The 17,296-nt window shown below is 61.7% G+C and carries 21 protein-coding genes; all 21 read right to left on the bottom strand.

All coding sequences use genetic code 11. The annotated features are described in order from the left end of the window. Nucleotides 1-6: 6 nt before the first annotated feature. The 21 genes from J2857_RS17880 to J2857_RS17780 all read right to left on the bottom strand — a co-directional run bounded on the left by J2857_RS17880 (nt 7) and on the right by J2857_RS17780 (nt 17,018). Entirely contained in the window at nt 7-351 is a 345-nt protein-coding gene (locus tag J2857_RS17880) for a hypothetical protein (RefSeq protein WP_210011420.1), read from the bottom strand. A gap of 103 nt (nt 352-454) precedes the next feature. After that, nucleotides 455-1,465: a major capsid protein gene (locus tag J2857_RS17875; RefSeq protein ID WP_210011419.1), complete on the bottom strand. Its 1,011-nt coding sequence runs from the start codon at nt 1,463-1,465 to the stop codon at nt 455-457. Nucleotides 1,466-1,476: 11 nt separating this feature from the next. Continuing rightward, nucleotides 1,477-1,848, bottom strand: coding sequence for a head decoration protein (locus tag J2857_RS17870; protein WP_210011418.1), 372 nt, complete (start codon nt 1,846-1,848; stop codon nt 1,477-1,479). Between the two features lie 3 nt (nt 1,849-1,851). Beyond that, nucleotides 1,852-2,271, bottom strand: a complete 420-nt coding sequence (locus J2857_RS17865; RefSeq protein ID WP_210011417.1) for a hypothetical protein — start codon at nt 2,269-2,271, stop codon at nt 1,852-1,854. A gap of 145 nt (nt 2,272-2,416) precedes the next feature. Beyond that, entirely contained in the window at nt 2,417-3,346 is a 930-nt protein-coding gene (locus J2857_RS17860; RefSeq protein WP_210011416.1) for a S49 family peptidase, read from the bottom strand. Between the two features lie 10 nt (nt 3,347-3,356). Next, a complete protein-coding gene (locus tag J2857_RS17855) occupies nt 3,357-3,626 on the bottom strand; it encodes a hypothetical protein (protein ID WP_210011415.1) in 270 nt (89 codons plus the stop codon). Then, nucleotides 3,626-5,212 carry a phage portal protein gene (locus J2857_RS17850; protein ID WP_210011414.1) on the bottom strand — a complete coding sequence of 529 codons (1,587 nt, stop codon included), beginning with the start codon at nt 5,210-5,212 and terminating at the stop codon, nt 3,626-3,628. Before J2857_RS17850 ends, J2857_RS17855 begins: the two co-directional genes overlap by 1 nt. Then, nucleotides 5,194-7,164 (bottom strand): terminase gpA endonuclease subunit, encoded by a 1,971-nt coding sequence (locus J2857_RS17845; protein WP_210011413.1) that lies wholly within the window; start codon nt 7,162-7,164, stop codon nt 5,194-5,196. The genes J2857_RS17850 and J2857_RS17845 overlap by 19 nt, the downstream gene beginning before the upstream one ends. Beyond that, the gene (locus J2857_RS17840) at nt 7,161-7,739 is read right to left on the bottom strand and encodes a MarR family transcriptional regulator (protein WP_245363402.1); all 579 of its coding nucleotides are present in this window, start codon (nt 7,737-7,739) and stop codon (nt 7,161-7,163) included. The genes J2857_RS17845 and J2857_RS17840 overlap by 4 nt, the downstream gene beginning before the upstream one ends. A gap of 233 nt (nt 7,740-7,972) precedes the next feature. Continuing rightward, on the bottom strand, nt 7,973-8,509 hold the full coding sequence (locus tag J2857_RS17835; RefSeq protein ID WP_210011411.1) for a hypothetical protein: 537 nt from the start codon (nt 8,507-8,509) through the stop codon (nt 7,973-7,975). A 284-nt stretch (nt 8,510-8,793) separates the two neighbouring features. Beyond that, nucleotides 8,794-9,519 (bottom strand): transcription termination/antitermination protein NusG, encoded by a 726-nt coding sequence (gene nusG / locus J2857_RS17830; protein WP_210011410.1) that lies wholly within the window; start codon nt 9,517-9,519, stop codon nt 8,794-8,796. After that, nucleotides 9,503-10,759 carry a helix-turn-helix domain-containing protein gene (locus tag J2857_RS17825; RefSeq protein WP_210011409.1) on the bottom strand — a complete coding sequence of 419 codons (1,257 nt, stop codon included), beginning with the start codon at nt 10,757-10,759 and terminating at the stop codon, nt 9,503-9,505. The genes nusG and J2857_RS17825 overlap by 17 nt, the downstream gene beginning before the upstream one ends. Further along, entirely contained in the window at nt 10,756-12,984 is a 2,229-nt protein-coding gene (locus J2857_RS17820) for a DNA cytosine methyltransferase (RefSeq protein WP_210011722.1), read from the bottom strand. The genes J2857_RS17825 and J2857_RS17820 overlap by 4 nt, the downstream gene beginning before the upstream one ends. A gap of 2 nt (nt 12,985-12,986) precedes the next feature. After that, nucleotides 12,987-13,283: a hypothetical protein gene (locus J2857_RS17815; protein WP_210011408.1), complete on the bottom strand. Its 297-nt coding sequence runs from the start codon at nt 13,281-13,283 to the stop codon at nt 12,987-12,989. Then, nucleotides 13,280-13,564 (bottom strand): hypothetical protein, encoded by a 285-nt coding sequence (locus J2857_RS17810; RefSeq protein WP_210011407.1) that lies wholly within the window; start codon nt 13,562-13,564, stop codon nt 13,280-13,282. The genes J2857_RS17815 and J2857_RS17810 overlap by 4 nt, the downstream gene beginning before the upstream one ends. Continuing rightward, nucleotides 13,561-13,842 (bottom strand): hypothetical protein, encoded by a 282-nt coding sequence (locus J2857_RS17805; protein ID WP_210011406.1) that lies wholly within the window; start codon nt 13,840-13,842, stop codon nt 13,561-13,563. The genes J2857_RS17810 and J2857_RS17805 overlap by 4 nt, the downstream gene beginning before the upstream one ends. Continuing rightward, nucleotides 13,839-14,405, bottom strand: a complete 567-nt coding sequence (locus tag J2857_RS17800; RefSeq protein ID WP_210011405.1) for a Rieske (2Fe-2S) protein — start codon at nt 14,403-14,405, stop codon at nt 13,839-13,841. Before J2857_RS17800 ends, J2857_RS17805 begins: the two co-directional genes overlap by 4 nt. Next, nucleotides 14,402-14,608, bottom strand: coding sequence for a hypothetical protein (locus J2857_RS17795; protein ID WP_210011404.1), 207 nt, complete (start codon nt 14,606-14,608; stop codon nt 14,402-14,404). Before J2857_RS17795 ends, J2857_RS17800 begins: the two co-directional genes overlap by 4 nt. Nucleotides 14,609-14,640: 32 nt before the next feature. Next, nucleotides 14,641-16,125 (bottom strand): hypothetical protein, encoded by a 1,485-nt coding sequence (locus J2857_RS17790; protein WP_210011403.1) that lies wholly within the window; start codon nt 16,123-16,125, stop codon nt 14,641-14,643. Between the two features lie 53 nt (nt 16,126-16,178). Continuing rightward, nucleotides 16,179-16,508 (bottom strand): hypothetical protein, encoded by a 330-nt coding sequence (locus J2857_RS17785; RefSeq protein ID WP_210011402.1) that lies wholly within the window; start codon nt 16,506-16,508, stop codon nt 16,179-16,181. 3 nt (nt 16,509-16,511) lie between these two features. Next, nucleotides 16,512-17,018: a hypothetical protein gene (locus tag J2857_RS17780; RefSeq protein ID WP_210011401.1), complete on the bottom strand. Its 507-nt coding sequence runs from the start codon at nt 17,016-17,018 to the stop codon at nt 16,512-16,514. Between the last annotated feature and the right edge of the window lie 278 nt (nt 17,019-17,296).

Raw genomic sequence — 17,296 nt, 5'->3', positions numbered from 1 at the left:
GAGCAGTCAGCCCTTCAGCGTTGCCAGCGCTGCCTGCGCATCGGAAAGCTCCTGTTCGGCGTCGGCCTTGGCGGCGATGTCATCGGCGGCTGCCGTGACCTTGGCCTCGGCGTCGGCGACGGCCTTCTCTGCGGCCACCATCGCTGCAGCGCCCTTGCCCTTCCTGTCGTCCTTGGCGGGCTTCTCGACGTCCTTCGCATAGGCGAACTTGTCGTCGATCAGATGCTGAGCGTAGTCGGCGGGGACTTCGATTGCATCATGCGGTGGAACGTGTACGTCCTTGTCCTTCTTCATGATCGCCGCTGGGATGATGCCGCCTTTGACGAAGGCAATTCCGATCTTCGATGCCATGACCTGTCTCCTTTTCCTGTTGCCGGAGGCCTGCAACAGCAGGCGACGGGAAACAGGAAGCCGGGCCAAGCCCGGCTCCCGCCTTGGTTCCTGATCGGAACAATCAGGTGAGCGTCAGCTTGCGAAGCACCTGCGGGCGGGTGCAGAGCGAAATTGCGTTCATCTGCACTTCGAGGTCGTAACCCTTGCCGTTGCGCTTCTCGATCGCGCGGGAATAGAACGGCAGGCCGGGCGTATTGACCGTCTCGTTGTAATCCGCCGGCGCGAAGCGGGTGATGAAGAGTTCCGGAACGCCTTCGACGACAAGGCGGCCTTCGTTGGCGGCGATGTAGGGCGCCCCGAGATCGGCCGTTGCCTTCGCGCCGGTCTTGTACCGCTCCCAGGTCGCGCCGCCGAAGTTAAACACGTCAGGCACGTCCTGCTTCAAAAGAACCGCCCCCGTGTTGATGACGAAGGTTTCGCGGACCTTCGGATGCATCCACAAGGCCTTGTGGAAGTCGCGGCCGGTGAAAACGCGGATACCGGTGTACTGTTCGTCGAGCGCATCTTCGACGCTGTAGACGACATCCTGGAAGAGCCCGGGAACGTTGGTCGCATCGCTATCAAGCTCAAGCGAAACGGCGGCAGGCACGGCAATACCGAAGGCTGCATAGAGGTCGATCAGCACCTTACCGGACTTCGACGTGACGTTCCCCTTGATGCCGCCGACGCGCTGATGCTCGAGCGTCATCGTCAGGTCGCGGGCATGGCGCTGCGCCTTGCGGTTGACGCGGCCTTCGATGGTTTCCAGCGTGCTTTCCGTCCCGAATTCGCGGACGTTCTGCACCTCATCGGCGGCAATGCTATCGTCACGCTGGTAGTGACTGACTTCGAAAGGAATCTTCCGGCGGTTTTCATCGTCTGTAGTTTCCCCGGGACCGCCGCGGGCGCTCGGCTCGACCAGTGCGAGCTTGCCATCACGAAGCTCGACGGAAACGATCGTCGTGGTGACGCTGTCTTCCTCAAAGAGGCCGGAGGCGCCGATCTGGCCCGGGCGATAGGGTTCTGAGTTGACGGCGGACGTCAGGCTTTCAAGACTGAACGGGTCGCCGGAATGGGCGTTGGGTGCTGGCATGGAGGCGCTCCTTAACGTGCCTTGATGTTGACGGCGCGAAGCTGGGTAAGCTTTGCGTTGCGCTTGGTGTCGTCGTCGACGGAGGAATGGAAGACCAGCATTGGATCCTTCACCTCGGCATCGTTGGCGACGACGACTGCATCGACGTCGGCGCTGGTCGCGTCGACGCCATACGCGAGGACGGCGATTGCGGTTTGGGAGCCGTCCGCGCCGGTGGCGGGGGACGGAACGTATTTGCTGGTCGCCGCGAGCTTGGCGAGCAACGTGCCTGGATCCAGTTTGCCGGAACCGGAGGCGATGGTGACGACGTCACGCGAGAGCGTGCCGGGAAGCTCGGTCAGGATGAAACCGAGATCACGAGGTCCTTCAGTGGCTGCGGCCATGGATCAAACTCCCTTTGCGGCTGCGCGGCGCGATGCGAAGATCGCGTTGCGGTCGATGGTTGCCTTTGGAGCGCCGGTGCTGGCAGCCTGGGGCTGCGCAAGACCGGCAGCCGCAAGACGCTGCTGCTCATAAGCCCCCGCCTCCTTGCCGGTCTTGGCCGGCTCGGGTGCGGATGCGGCGACGTTGGCAGTCACGAAGGCCGTGACGGCCTCCGCCGACATGTCCGGCGACTGCTGTGCGAGGTCGAGGGCTGCGGCCATGCGCTTGCCGTCGCCCTTGATGCCTTCGGCGCCCATGATGGCGCCGAGGCGTTCCGTTGCGGCCTTGAAGCCGTCAGCCTTGCCGCCGGTGGTCGCCGTGGCAATTGCCGTAGCCAGCTCGGCGCTCGCAGAGCCGGCCGGGGCATTGGATGGGGTCGTCATACTTGACTCTCCGGTTGGTGCCCCCGACGGAGGCGTTTCTAACGAGGGCGCTTCCGCGTCCGGCGTAATCCCTTCATCAAGGGAATGAAATTCCGCCGACGGCCGCACGGCAGCCAGGACGGATGCGATCAGACTGTTCATGATTTCAGCTCCGGTTGACGGCCTTGACGAAGGCCTCGAAAGCTACGGTCGGATCGCCGATGGCATCGACCAGGCCGAGTGCGACGGCATCCTTTGCTTCGAAGGCGTCTGCCTCCGTTGCGAGTGCCTTGGCCTTGGTGACGCGGCCGCGGCGACCCTTGGCGACCACCTCAGCAAACTTGCCGCGCATCGTCTCGGCCTGCTGCTCCCAGCGGGTGAGCAGGTCTTCCGGAAGCGGCTCGTAGGGATTGCCTTCGGCCTTCTTCTTGCCGGCGCGGACGATTGTCACCTTGATGCCGGCATCGTCGAGCGCCTGCGAATAATCGGCGTGCAGGATGATCACGCCAATCGATCCCGCGCCGCCGAATTCCGGCATGATGACCTGGCGGGCCTGTGATGCGAGCAGATAGCCGGCGGAATAGGCAAAGTCGGTCAGAATCGAGATCGTTGGCATCTCCTTCGACAATTCGGCGATGCCGGCCGCGGTCTCGAAACCGCCATTGACCTCGCCACCGAAGCTGTCGACCTCGAAGGCCGCGCCCTTGATGCGGCCGGCCCTTCCCGCTTGGCGCACAGCGGCGATCTGCGTCTGCAGCCCCTGATAGGATGTCTGCCCGGACTGGGAGCCAAGCCAACCGCCCTTGTGAACGAGGCTTCCCTCGATCGGAATGATCGCGACGTTGTCCACGACATAGAACGGCAGAACGTTGGCCGCCTGATAAAGCCGCCCCGTCCGGTCGCCAAGCTTCCCTGCCGACGGCCGGCCGGACTGAAACGCGACATGCTCGACAGCACCGACGGGGTTGGCGATGACGATCTCGTTTCCGGCGATGCGCCCGCCGAGCCCGTGCAAAAAGGCCTCGGCCTTCCGTTCGTCATACATCAGCGGCGTGTCGAACAGCCGCTGTGCGATGTGTCCGTAAGCAAAGCTCATCTGCGTTTCCTCAGTAGCGGAGAGACCAACGGCGTCCGACGCGGCACTGGCCATTCTTCTGGCGGCAGAGATCATCGAGCCGCAGAATTTCCGCATCGAGCTGCGCCAACGTCGACGATGCGACCTTGATGCGCTGATGCATGACCGGAGAACGAATCTCGCTTTCCTCGATCTGGCCGCCCGATATCCGCTTGTAGCGGACACCGCGCAGCGCCGTCGCAAGGGCACAAGGATCATCGATATCGACCAATGCGCCGTCGATCTTCACCATGGTCGGCATCAGGCGTTTTCCTTGCTCGTCTGACCATCCATCTTGGCGGGTTCGCTCCCGGTCTTGCGGGCGAACGGCGACGGCATCCCGGCATCGATGTAGCGCTTGTGCCAGCGGGCGTTGCTCTCGAAGACCTCTTCGGCATCCTGTCCGTTGGCCGAGGCCTCGACGTCGATCGAGCTCGTGCCGTTGAGCAGGCGCTCGCTCGATGCCTTCGCAGCCTTCTCGTCGTCCGCCGTCGGCTTCGACGGGCCGAGGCAGAGCGCCCAGAGGATAGCGTCGCGATTGGCCTGATAGACCTCGACGCCGCCCTTGAACTGGATTTCGCCCTCGCTGATCATCTCGTCGAGCCAGCTGGAATAGGGCACGAGTACATGCGGCGCCGCGATCCGATCGGTGCGGCGCGTCGCGATCGGCCAGATCGACGCATTCTCCATCATCGTCGAGGCGTAGGTCGCGGCCGTGTAGTCCAGCGTATAGCCGCCGAACGTCACGCCGAGCGCGCGAGCCGTCTCGCGATGCAGCGCGGCTGCGAACGGAAGGTAGTCACGGCCGGGAATTTTGGCGGTTTCGATACCAAGCTTCTCACCAGGTGCGAGATGAGACACACCGGCGCCGGCCCCGATCCTGATCTCCGATTCCGCTGCTTTGTCGAGCTGCGCCTTGAAATAGTTGACAAAGTCGTTGGCGATATCCTGCGCACCGTCCGCGCCGGTATCCTTCAGGCTTTCGAGCGCCTCGAAGGCATCGGCGCTCGGCCGATCGCTCGACAGGATGATCGCATAGATCGTCTGCAGGAACGCCATCTGCGCCGTCGCGTCGTCGAGGTTCTCGGCCATCAGGTACTTGCGGAACGTCGATGCCAACGGCGTGACGCCGCGAACGTCTTCGGCCGAGAACGGATCGAAGGCATGCATGACGAGCTGCCGGCCATCCGCGTCGCGCGCTGCATAGTCGCGTTTGACGACGATCCCGGTTTCGCGCTCCTGAAAGCGGTAATGCGTCGGGCGGCCGTTCGGATCATGAACGATCCCTTGGAAGAGACCCTCCAATTCGTTGGTGTCCTGCACCAGCTTCGAGGGCGATACCAGAAGGAATTTCGTGCCCGATTTGATGCCGTAGCGGCGGCGGACGCTGCGCGGCATGAAACTGACGATGCCGAGGCTCTCACCAAAGGAAAGCCAGTTGCGGATGCCGATATCGGTCATCTGCGGCAGCGTGAACTTGCCGCGAAAATCGCATTCGGCGGCGTTCCACGCCCAAATCTTGAAACGACCCTTTATCAGATTGATCAGGTCAGTCGCTTCTTTCTGGTCGTAGCCGAAGCGCGAAAGGTCCGGCTGCGGATTGAGTGTCAGCTCGACGCCGACAGTGTCGGCAATGATCTGGTCGGCGACTCCGCGCAGGCGGCCACTGTTCTGCATAAGATCGGTCGCGAGCCCTGCCGCACGCCACCAAACGCGGCGAACCTCGTCCCTGTGTTCGCGCAGGGAGGCCGGCCGCGACGCGATGACGCCGGACGGCGTATCACGGAGATAGCCGGCACTCCGGCCCGCCTTCACCCTGACGCGTGGCTTTACCGCCGCTTCTTCCATCGATTTTCAGCTTCCGTTTTCTTTTCAGGTGCCGCAACCGGAGCAGCGGCAGCCGCCGCGGTAGCGGCCATGATTTTGACAGGCGTTGGCGACAACAGGTCGATCGCGATTTCAGGCTCGCGATCGGCCCGCAGTGCAGCCCATTCAGCGGGCGACATGCGAGACAGACCGAGATGCTCGGCGATCGCCATCGCGTAGATCCGGCAATCGAGCCAGTGGTTATCAACCCGGAGCGGCATCCACTCTTCGAAGAGCTTGCCGCGCTGGATCTTCTGCACGAAGGCTTCCGCAGTGATCTGCTTGAAATACTCCTCGCCCAATTCCTTATGGAAATGGCAATATCCAGGTGGGTCCGTCGGCTCGCCTGCAGCCAGTCCCTGCTTGTGCAGGTTGCCGTAGAATTCCGCCTTCAGCGCCCAGGTACCGACCGGCCATGACATGGTGGACCCAAAACGCTTGCGCTTGCCCTTTTTCGTGATGGACTTCCGTTGCGGTTGGCTTATCGCCGGCCTACCACGACCGGGCTCACCCTTTACTGCAAAGGTACCAGGGCGCCGACGGCACCACTCCAACACTTGGTTGGTGCGATAGCCGGCGTCGACCGCGAGGGCATCGAGGCGTCGCAACACACCGTGAGCATCGCCAAACTCCCGCTTGTAAAGCTCATCGAGCAGCAGCCATGCGCCCTCCTGCGGATTATCGGTCGTGCCCGGCAGGTAAACAGCTATCACCGACCAGGTCTGTCGATCTTCCGCGAAGGCGACGGCCTCAAAATAGATGCCGTGTGACTGGATGTCGGCGCCAGCCGTGAATAGCAATCCGCCGGGAGGGATGACCTCAGGCTCGTAATCCTCGCGCCGCTCCATCAGCCTAACATGGTCGGGAGCGTTGCCGCGCATCTGGTATGGCAGCGCCAGCACCAGGTTATGATAGTCCTTTGCGCCGCTTTCGCCCTTGCCCTCAGAGGCGATCTTGTCTTCCGCTATCGCCTCGTAGGACATCATAAGCGACATGAAGGCATCGACATGAAAACCCGGATGCCGATCCGGCCCAGTTAGGGTCGGGATATACCGCCCCGCGCGCACCGCATGAACTCTTTCCGATTCCGAAATCATGTGGGTGCAATGCATGCATTGCATCATCGTGCGGTGCGGATGCGCCCTGTCGATCACGAGATACTGGTCTCGCTGCACCATTTCCCGTCCACATTCAGCGCACCGGATGTACCAGAATCGCTGATCCGACACGCGGAAAGAACGATCGATGCGGCAGTGGCCAGGTCCCTCACCCATTGCATCGCCGCTGTCGAGTTCCGGTGTCGACAGCTCAAGGATCTTGTAGGTTTTCTGCCGGCGGAATGCGGTGAAGCGGCCGAAGAACAGCGTCTCAGGATCGGAGCCATCCGGAAAAAGCTCCCATTTGGAGACTTCGTCCTTCACGCCGTAACGGACGGTCTTGCCGGAAAGGTCCTTCTTCGTGTTGGCATTGCCAAGATAGATGAACGTATCCTGGCCGATTTTCTTGGTGTACGTCGTCGATCCGGACGCATCGACAATCCGCTTGCCTGTCTCTTCCTGCCACTTGTCGATCAATGGCTGAAACTTGCCGCTGTTCAAATCCTGCAGCAGGTCGATACCAGGCGCGCCATACAGCGCGTTATCCGGGCACATCTCGGCGATGTAGAGCATCCAGGCCAGGGCGAGGATTGACACGCCAGTCTGCTGCGCCTTGCGGACCGAGACGCGATTGCAAGGATGCTCCTGGCTCAGGCATTCAGCAATTTCCAGAAGGTATGGCGCGTCTTCGCCCGACCAAAACTCTCCTTTCCGCGAGCCATCGACCAGCACAATGTTTTGCGGCAGCCAAAGCTGAAACGGCATTGGCGGCGTCGGACGAATGCCTTCCGCCAGGCTAATCGACTGAATGCGCAGCGCGCCTGGATGGGCGTTCAAGCGTCTAGATCCTCAATCAATTCGTCCGTCTCTGGCGCTTCGCCGGACAAGGCAACAAGCCTATCGGCGATTGCATTGCCGAGATCGAAAGCGATGGTCCGGAGTAGGACGCGGACGCCGTGGACGCCCTCCTTCGACACGGCAAGTGCGATCTGGTCGGCATTGTTGGGCAAGCGCTTGACGATGTTCTGGATCTCGCGAGCGATGATCCGGTTCGCCTCCTCAAGCTTGTCCTTACGCACCAGCTGCTTCAGGTCTTCTTGATGCTTGATGCGCTCCCGGCCCAGCTTCAGCCACTCGTTCTGCCGGCGCGCCTCGTCGAAACTATCGCTGGGGTCCACCGACCCGGCCCCGGTGCCCGTCGAGATCGACCTGATCGGAGCGGTAGCCTTCGCCGGGTTCACAAAACGCTGGCGATATTCATCGTAGTGCGCGAGTGAGACCTGCAGAACCTGACCCTGATTGCCTCGCACGACTGGCGTGTCAGGCCGCTCTTCAATCAGCTTCTTAACGGCCTTCGAAACGGCCTGTTTCGAAACTCCGTCGCGTTCAGCAATCTGCGCGACCGAATACATGACCAGCCTCTCGTCAGTCATGTCCCTAAGCGCCTCACGTCAACCGTCAACTTCGGGGCGTCAACCTCGTCAACCCCGTCAACCCAATATTTTTACACAAAAATCGGACCGGTTTCCGGGGTCGCCCCGGCCCGCAGGCCAAGGATTGCCTTGTACGGTCCCTTGATAGGGGGGGTGGGGTCCGGGGGTGCAGGCCCCTTCGAACCCCCTCCCTACCTCCAACGAACCTCACCTCATCGAGGAAGGATCTGCCCAAGCTCGTGAAGGAACCGGGGAAGCAGCGCTTCCTCAACCAACTCCGCAAGCACTTTGAGAAACACTTCCGGATTGTTGGTGATATCGTGCGCAGGGTTGGGGCCGAACAGTTCTCGGATGGGCAGGCGTTTCCGGCCTACCCTTTTCAGTACGGCGCGATGGCCACTATCCATCTGCGCTATGAATGCGGAACGGTAGGAGCCCCGGCCTCGAACCCGAACCCCCTTCCCCGTCTGCGTCGCGCCGATCTGGTAGAGTCCGATCCATCCGGACTTCTCGACTATCTCGACAGTATTGCCGCCGGCATTGAATACCGCCGTCGTAAGCTCTCTGACCATTCGCTGTGGGAGATCGGTCCGCTCGGCACTGCGTTTGACGACGCGCGTTCGCGCCATATCCCGCATGCGCCGCATCGCCCGAGCCATGGCCTTGGCTTTGATTTCACCGGGCAGTTTCATGATTGCCCGGGAAAGTGCCTCGATCTCGGAAGCATCGAAACGAAGTTCGGCGCTCACGGCTTGGTCGCCATTACAGCGACGGGGATCATGGCAACCTCCATCGAAAACGAATGTTGTGAGAAGCTTCTATCCGTAGAACACAAAAGGCGACCGTCAGGCCGCCTCGCAATTCATCTGGTCATAGCTTTCGCACTGGCCCTGAATCAGCGCCTCATGTCGAGGCAGTCAGGGCGGGGTCCTACCGGTAAGCAGCTCCGAGATTTCACCTCGTTTGCCGATGATCGAGCCATCGACTCAAAGCCCACACATGGGATCTAGGATTGTCCGTGGCGGATTCATGATCATACTTTTTCGATCTGCGCAATATCGAGATCGATTGGCGTCGATCTTCCGAAGATCGAGACCTCCACCTTCACCCGAAACTTTTCTAGATCCACCGCTGTGACGATTGCTGCGAAAGAGGCGAACGGGCCGTCGGCGACGCGCACCTCTTCTCCGACCATGAAATCGTACTTGGCCGGGACACGATGATCGTACTTTCCCTCATCAGCCATCTTCTTGAATCTAGCTATTGAATCGACGTCAGCCCTCCATGGCGAAACGCCTCCTCCGACCACATCAAGGACGTCCTTCACCGACATAAGTCCCATCACTGCGGCGGGGATAGCGAGGCAATAGACCAGCACGTAGCCAGCTATAACCGGCCTCGCCGCAATTGTCCTAACACGGCCTCTCCGGACGATTTTATAGGGATTGCTCCGCACCACGAGGCTCGTCACCTCCGCTTTGTCGAGCAGTTTTTCCACAGCGAATTCGCAGTTCGGCTTCACCTGCAGACAATACCAGTGGGGTTTCATGTGCGGATAGTCCGCTCTGATTCGCTCGATCACCGGCCGCGAGGCCATCGACAGATGATCGATCCTGATCTTCATCTCGTCGGCGACATGATCACACTTGAGCATCGAAACGCCGCGGATCATCACTTCGCCGCCTTCCTTTCTCGGAATGCTGACGTAACTAGCGATGTCGATCCCCGAAAAGCTGCCCTTCCTATGCTGCATCGTCATCGCCTTTGCCCTCTCTAAGCCTCGTCTCAAACGCTCTCAACGCCTCTTCCACCGCCTCCTCGACATCCTCCAAGGTCTCGAAATCGCGCAGAAGTCGTGGGAACTGCATCCATTCCAAGCCATCCGGTGCGGGCAACCATGGCCAGCAGCGGCGCCTGTGCAGCTCTCGCCATGCATGCCAAATCGGCCCATCGACCTTTACCTTGTCGAAATCCTTGGCCAGCGAGACGATATGCGGTGGAACGTGGAATCGCTTGCGCTGCATCGTGGCTTCGATCAGCCGTACAGCTTCGGGCCAGCCCTGCTTCTCACGCTTGTCCCGCCAGATCATCTCGGTCTTGTCGGGATCTGCCGCGATTATCCGTTCTTCGATCGCATTGAGCTGGATAGGCCTCATGGGGCGCAGGAGCTCGGTCAGCAACAGCCCGCGGCCCGCCCTTGAATATGCGGTGTAGGGCTCTGGGCTCGCTGTTGGCGCAGCTTGCGCCTCAAGCTTCGTCCAGCGCTTTTCCTTGAGGTACTTCGCCGCCGAGCACAGATACTTCCGGCCTGTCGACAGAGCCGCGACCTGGTAAGCCTCCGAACCGTCCAAGGCCTCTCGCCGCTCATCCGGCGAGAGCTGCCACCATTCGCGGCGGGCATCCGGTTCGCTGTCGTTCACCGCCGTTTTCCAGCCAACGAAGAATTTCTTGAATGCCCTCTCGATTGCGCCAGGGCTTTCCTTTCCTTCCTCAATCGCTTCAGCCGCGCGCGCTCTCTCTTCCCGTTCAACAGGAGGCGTTAGAGGAGAGGCGTTAATAGGTGCCGGTCCAGAACCGGCAGGGGGTGCCGACCCAGGACCGGCAGGGGGTGCCGATATACCGGCAGGGGGTGCGGGAATTTCGTGCGGATCGATAGGATCAAATTCCTCTCCATCCTCTTCGTCCCATGCATTAAACGCATCGCTCGGCACCTCGGAATCGTAGATAACCCGGTACCAATGAGCACTGTCCCGGCCGCTGGAACTGACCACCTCGCGACGTTCGACCGCCCCGATCTCGACCAACCTATCGATTGCCGCCTGCACCGTGGAACGTGCGCAGCCCAGCGCCGCAGCAAGTTTCACCTGGCTACGGCGGCACCATCCGTGGCGCGTGTTGGCGTTCCGGCCAAGCATGCACAGCACCTGCAGGTCCTTACCCTTGAGACGCGGGTCGGTGATGATCCACCCGGGAATAATGGAAAGGCGGGGTTCACTCATGCCGCCTCCCTGAGCGCCGCAAGGTGCCCGCAGTTCGCCGCAACGATGGCGGCATAGGGATAGGGAGAGACGGAGTTGCCAACGCAGGACACCTGCACGGATTTCGGGAACGGCACCCACACGGGCTCACCGCCGCCCGCCGGTTCGGCCCATCCGCCATCAATAATGTAATCTGGCGGGAAACCTTGGGCGTTATAAAGCTCCCGCGGCGTCAGCATTCGCATGCCTATGTCGACGATCACAAAGGTCTCGCCGCCGATATCGAGCGTCACGATTTCGCGGTCATCCCAGAAGCCATGTGCCCGCAGGAAGTCCGCGACCTGGCGCGCGCGCGCTATCTGGTCCGCAGTAAATGGCGGGACATCAAGACGAGCCTCGACGTGGCCGTGCCGGTCCTTCGTCGTGATCGTCCGCGTCGGCTGGTTTTCCTCACCGCCATCACCTGTGCCGTAGTAGGCCTGCAGGTAGGGAGCGACGAGGACCGACTTTCCGCCGCCATCGGCGGTGATGGTCGCCGAAGGCTCGTCGATCGCATGTCCAGTCGAGGTTCCGAACTGGCGGGATATGAAGGCGCTGATCACGCCCTGTTGCGCGCCCTTGGCCGTCACGGTCGACAAGGGTTCATCGGCCGCGCGCCCCGGGTTTCCGAGGCCGCTGTGGCCATCAATGTTGTGCTGAGCAATGAAGGCAACCGCCGAGCATACGTCTGCCTTGGACGTGATCGTCGCCATCGGCTCGTCACCGCCACGCGGACGGCTCTGTCCGGCACGGCCACCGCATCCAACGAGCGTCGGGATGATGACCGAGTTCTGGTCTTTCTTGCTTGCCGTGATCGTGTGGTGAGGCTTCTCGACGCTGCGCACCGAACCGCCTTGTTGTGCGTGGGTTAGCACGGGAGCCACGACAGAGAGCCCGGCGCCGCCGGCGGTGATCGTGTGCGTAGGCTCGTCCGCGCCATTGTAGGGCTTCGCCGAGTTCCGCATCGTCATCAGGTGCGGCGCGATCACGCCTAGAGGCGCAGCACCCCCGGGCTTCTTGATGAAGCTGTTCGCCGTGATCGTCGATATCGGCTCCCTGAGATCCTGTCCCGTCGCGCCGGTATTGAACCGGATGACGGACGGGGCGACCAGCGCGTGGCGGTTCTCGCAGGGGATGGTCGCGACCGGATCATTGAGATCATGGGTCCGCTCGGTACGCCTTTCACCATGTCCGTAGTAGCTTACGAGATGCGGAGAAACGATAGCATGCCCGATTCCACCTGCAGTGACGACGCCATAAGGCTCGTCGAGCGGATATTCGCGCCTCCCACCGCTATCACCATGGTTGATACTCACCAGAAACGGTTTCTCCGCATCAAGCACGTATCGCTTCATGCCACGGGCGACGCGGGCCATGGTGTTATCGGCCAGCGGGCGAATAGCTCGCAATCCATGCTTCGCCATCACCTCTGCGCTGCTGTCGAAGATCGACGGGCAAGCGATTGACCAGTCGATGATCTCCGCTGCAGTCCGCCAGGGCAGTTTGCGACCGGCAAGAACCTCCGGATCGTCCGGCGCACCGTGCGTCGGCTCCGGCCAGATGATCTTCTGTCCATCGAAACGAATAATCATGAACAGGCGCTTGCGAATCGTCGGTGCGCCGTAGTCGCAGGCTCGGAGCTCGCGATAGGAGATTTTGCCACCCAGCTTGCGCAGAGCCTTGCACCACTTCTGGAAGGTCTCGCCCTTGCGTTCTGGGTCGGGCATCAAGCCGCGTTCTGTTTCGATCAGCGGCCCAAAGTCTTTGAACTCCTCGACGTTCTCCATGGTAATCACGTCGATCTTGCCGCCGCTTTTCTGGATACGCTCGACCCAGCCAGGAATGATCCACGCGAGATCGCGGATATTGCGCTCGACTGGTTTTCCGCCCTTTGCCTTCGAGAAGTGCTTGCAGTCCGGCGAGAAGTGCATGAGGCCGATATGCCGGCCCGCTAAATAATCGAGGGGATCAACTTTCCAGACATTCTCCGAAAGGTGCAGCGTCTGGGGATGGTTCGCGGCGTGAAGAGCAAGTGCCGCCGGATTGTGGTTGATGGCGATGTCGGGCGAGCGGCCCAACGCCATCTCGATACCTGTCGACGCGCCACCGCCACCCGCAAAACTGTCGACGATCATCGGCGGGATGGTGCCGTAGTCCCGGATCAAAGCGGCCGTACTTGTGTCGCCGAAAAGCGTTCCCGCGTACATGTTCATTCGATTTGCCCCCCCTGTTTCACGGCTTCCCACATCAGGAGCCGCGCGTGTTCGGTCGCCATGAGAACCGTTTGCGGATACCGCCCGTCCGGCAGCCGCCTTGCGTTGTTTTGAGCTGACAGCGCGCCGAGGTAGGCGCGGCCCGCCACGAAACCGGCAAGCTCCAGGATCTCGCCGATCACGAGGTGATCGCGCTGGATGACGCCCATCGGCACGGCAGAGAGCCATTCGGCCCTTGCTTGGTTGCTGGTCGCCTCGGTGAGGATTTCGACGATCGGCAGAAGGTCTCTCACGTGCGAGCCTCCGGTGTTTCACGTTTGCCGATTGCTGTAACAGCTTGATTTTGCTTCCGACGTTCCGTGAAAATCAGATACCGAAGCGGGTCCCGCTGCATCACGCGGCAGAGCGTCAGAAGGCTCGCGGCCGAAAGTACCTGCTCGGTGCAGGCGCGGGAGACCATGGCCGGGTTCAGCCCCGGAAAGCTTGCGGAAGCGCTGCGGGTCGAAAGATTGTTGTCCTTGAGCCACTGCAGAGTGTCGACGGAAAGCCGGGCGCGATCGATATCGGGGATCATTGTATCGGCTCCTGTCCGCCATTGTTGAGGCGCAGGCCGAAGACGGCGGGATCGATCCCGAACGACATCCACAGCTTCAGGCGAGGCAGCGGCCGGTCCAACCGCCCCATCCATGCCATGTTGAATTCGAACTCGGTAACGGCAGCCGCCTTGCGGATGGCGACCTTCGCCGCCCGCTCCTGGCTTCCTCGCGGCGCAGGGAACGCAATGTTCGCGGCATGCGCTACGCGTGCGCGGATGAAGAATTTCAGCATCGCCGGGGAAAAGTCGGGCGTCATGGCCGCACCCCTTCAACCGTCAACACCAGTCCGGTCGCCGCATCGATCCGCAGAAGGTGAGCAGGGCACGTGATTACACCGTCGACCGGCGGATGATCGGCGAGCGGAATGTTGCGATGCGGACAAACCCATCCCCGCCCATCGTGCTTCGCCTGCTTGCCAGCCCATTCGCGGAAATGGCATTGCCAGTTGCCGTTTTTCGAAGTGAGCTCCAGCATCTTGCCAACATGCGGATTGCCGAGCCTGTGACATTTGCGTCTCATCCAGACCGGCTCCGGCAATCCGTCCGGATTCACCCCATTGCCGGTCATCAGTGGTCGGGCCTGAATATCCCGCCAAAACAATTCGAAGCTCGACGGATGCTTGAACGGGGGAGCCCGGACGAAGCGCGGGTCCAGGTGGTAGTGCTCGTGATCGAAGTTGAGGCAATGCCGGTCGTGGTGCTTCGGCCCGATAACCGGAACCGTCGCCAGCGAACCCCGCCACCAGGCCGTGACGGTCGGCACGAGGTAATGCTTGCCGACCTCGACAGGTCCAGTGAGTTGGTCCAGCCGCGTGATCATTCCGCCTCGCTTCCGGTCGGGACAAGGCCAGCATTCTTCAGAAAATTGGCGAAGGCCGCCTCGACGGCGCGACGAGCGAGTGCTTCCGTGTGGAGCGAACCTTCGGACGGACGGCTGCGGCCGGTTACCCAGCACCGCCAGCGCCAGCGAAGTCCGGGCCGCACGGGTGGAAACACCGCTCCCACTGCGATCCCGCCGCTCATGTATCTTTGCCGGGTTGTTTCGATCTCCCACCTCATGCCAGCACCTCTTCGAGCGGCTTGCCGGCGCGGATCTGCTTCGTCATTTCGACGGCGCCGACCGTGGCGATCATGTTCAAACCCTTTCCGGTTGGCAGGTAGAGCCCATCCGCGCTCGCCTCGATGAGGCCCTCGGCCGCGAACGCGCCGATCAATGCCTCGGCGACGCTGTTGCGCAGCCCGACGCCCTTTCGGAAGGAGGTCACATCGAAAGGCTCTAAGGCCTTCATCCAGAGCAGCGCACGGGAAAACTCTTCCTCGACCCGTTCGTCGACAGTCTTGCGCGGCGTCGTGCGGGTGAAATCCTGGTCGGCATCAATGAACACCATGGGCGACCGGTGACCGCCCTCGCCCGGAGGAAGCGAATCCGCCGCCTGGTACTTCTCCCAGTCGACGCGGATCGTCGTCCACGTGCCGTCGCCACTCCCGTAGCTGCCGTCTTCGTTCCGTTCCCAGATGAAGAAGCCGGTATTCATCTGGCTGGAGGCAATGTTCCCCTCCCAGCCGTCCCGATGCATCATCGGCAGGCGCCGGGTAAATACATAGACCCGGCTTGGCGGATGCTCATCCATCACGTAGCGGCGGTCAGGATCATCGAAGCCGCACATGAAATTCAGGTTCAGCAGCGCCGCCATCTTGCCCGGTTTGTGGACGCGAAGCGCGTGCGCGAGGCAATCATTGGCGAGATCGCCGTAGGGCGGGTTGGTGACGATATCCATGCCCTCGGTCTCACCGGGTTCGGACAGCAAGAAATCGCCCACCTGCTGGAGCTCGCCATACTGGGTCGCGATATTTCGGTCGACGAGATCGGAAATAACGGCGTCATAACCGGCCGCCTCCAGCACGCGCAGGATCGCACCGCGCCCGACAAATGGCTCTTTCACCGTGGCCGAAAAGCTTTCCAGCGCCAGCACCGTGCGCGTCGCCTCGGCCGGCGTCTCATAGAGTTGGTCGCCCTTCTCGGCATTGCTGGCGCTACGGGTGCCGATGGCGTGGCCTAGGCCGCGACGGCTGGGCTCCAGCCCCGCTTCGATGCGCGCCTCAATCGCCCGCTCGACGATACCAGGTTCACTTGCCTCAGCGTCGCGGAGCTGGCGCGCGTCGTGCAACTGCTTCTTACTGAGGCCGATATCGTCGAGGTATAAAAGGTTCTCGTCGGAAACCTTTTTTGGGCGGCCCGGCGCGGCAACCATGCCGGCCGCCTGCGCCTCGTCCACCTGGTCAGCGAGCGCGATCTTCGCGTGGCTTTCGATCAGCAGCGCGTCTGCCTGCAGTCGCCGCGCTTTGCCTATCAACGCCTCGCCGGCTCGGATACGACTTGCATAGCTGGCCGCTGCCTTGGCCTGGTCATAAGTCCCTGAAGACAGCATCAGCGCGGTTTGATAATCGCCGTCATTCAGAAGACACCGGGCTCGGTCGACCGTCGCCGCAAGGTCGGACTGGTCGCGGATCACAGCCGGCACCCGCTCCAGCTCCGCCACCGTCGTCTCGACAGTTTCGACGCCTGCGGAAATGGTGACGCGAACATCTTGCATCACCCCGCCCTCCGGTATTCGCGCCAGCCAGCGAGGATCTTCTCAACCGTCGCTTCCGGCACCCCGAGGCCCTTGGCGATCGACGCAGAATCCCAGTCGCCGCGGCTCCACAGAAGCAGCGTCGCGCCGGCGATGGCATCGAGATCTACATCCGTGATCGGCATGGATTTTTCGCGGGCGCAGACGGCCGCGAAGCCGATATCGAACACCTGCCCGGCCCAGACCGACGAGGCGGCTCCACGCGCGGCAGCCTGGCGGTCGAGCGTCTGCTTGGCTCTTTCCGGGACGTTGATGGTCAGGCCGACCAGCTTCTGGATCGATCGGGCCATCTCTCAGCGCTCGCCTCCGAGCTTGAAGGGCACCACAGAAACTCCCCCCGCAGCCATCGCGGCAGCGTGGATGCGGATCAGCTCGTCGACCTGGTCGCGGAGCGCCTGCAGGTCTTTCACCGCCTGGGCCGATTCAGCCCGTGTGACATTGAGATCGGAAAGCGCGATCGCAGCGTTGCGGCCATACTCGGCGTTCAGCCGCTGAAGCTCCGCATTTTCGCGCATCAGGCAGCTGCCGTCCGGACCGCTGGACTCGGGATCGGTGATCTTGCGGCCATGCAGACCGGCCATTACCCGCGTAACGCACGGATCACCGCATTCGGCCTCGAGCCTCAGAATGGCCGGGATCGGCAAGAGCTCGGTGTCGCCATCATTGTTGCAGCGGCCGATCTGGCTTTTCGACAATGACGTGAGTTCCGCCGCGGCTTCGATCCCGCCGTTCTTTTTGATCAGCAGACGGTTCGCGGCTTTGAGCTGGTAGAACCAGGCATTCGTAAGAGAATCTTGCATTGCTGCGTCTCCGGGCAAACGTTTTCCCGCGCTGGGAAATGTTCCCGGCGTTTCCCGTGGTGGGAATTGATCGAAAATGTGATTTCCAGCGGGTCACGAACTCATGGGGGACCGCATGCACGCTCAATCAAAAGGGTATCCGGCCGGAACGGTCCGCAAGACAAAGTCTGTCCCGGCCGGAGGGTGCGTTTCACCTGGGAGGAGAGGTTACGCGCCGGCGGCGAGCAGGGAGGAGCTCCGCTCGCCGATTCGTGAAGAGAAAGGCCGCCGAGATGCGA

Source organism: Neorhizobium galegae, assembly GCF_017877055.1.
In the GTDB taxonomy this organism is placed as follows: Bacteria; Pseudomonadota; Alphaproteobacteria; order Rhizobiales; family Rhizobiaceae; genus Neorhizobium; species Neorhizobium galegae_D.
The sequence above is the reverse complement of the archived record's forward strand: the minus strand, read 5'-3'. Positions and strand labels throughout refer to the sequence as shown.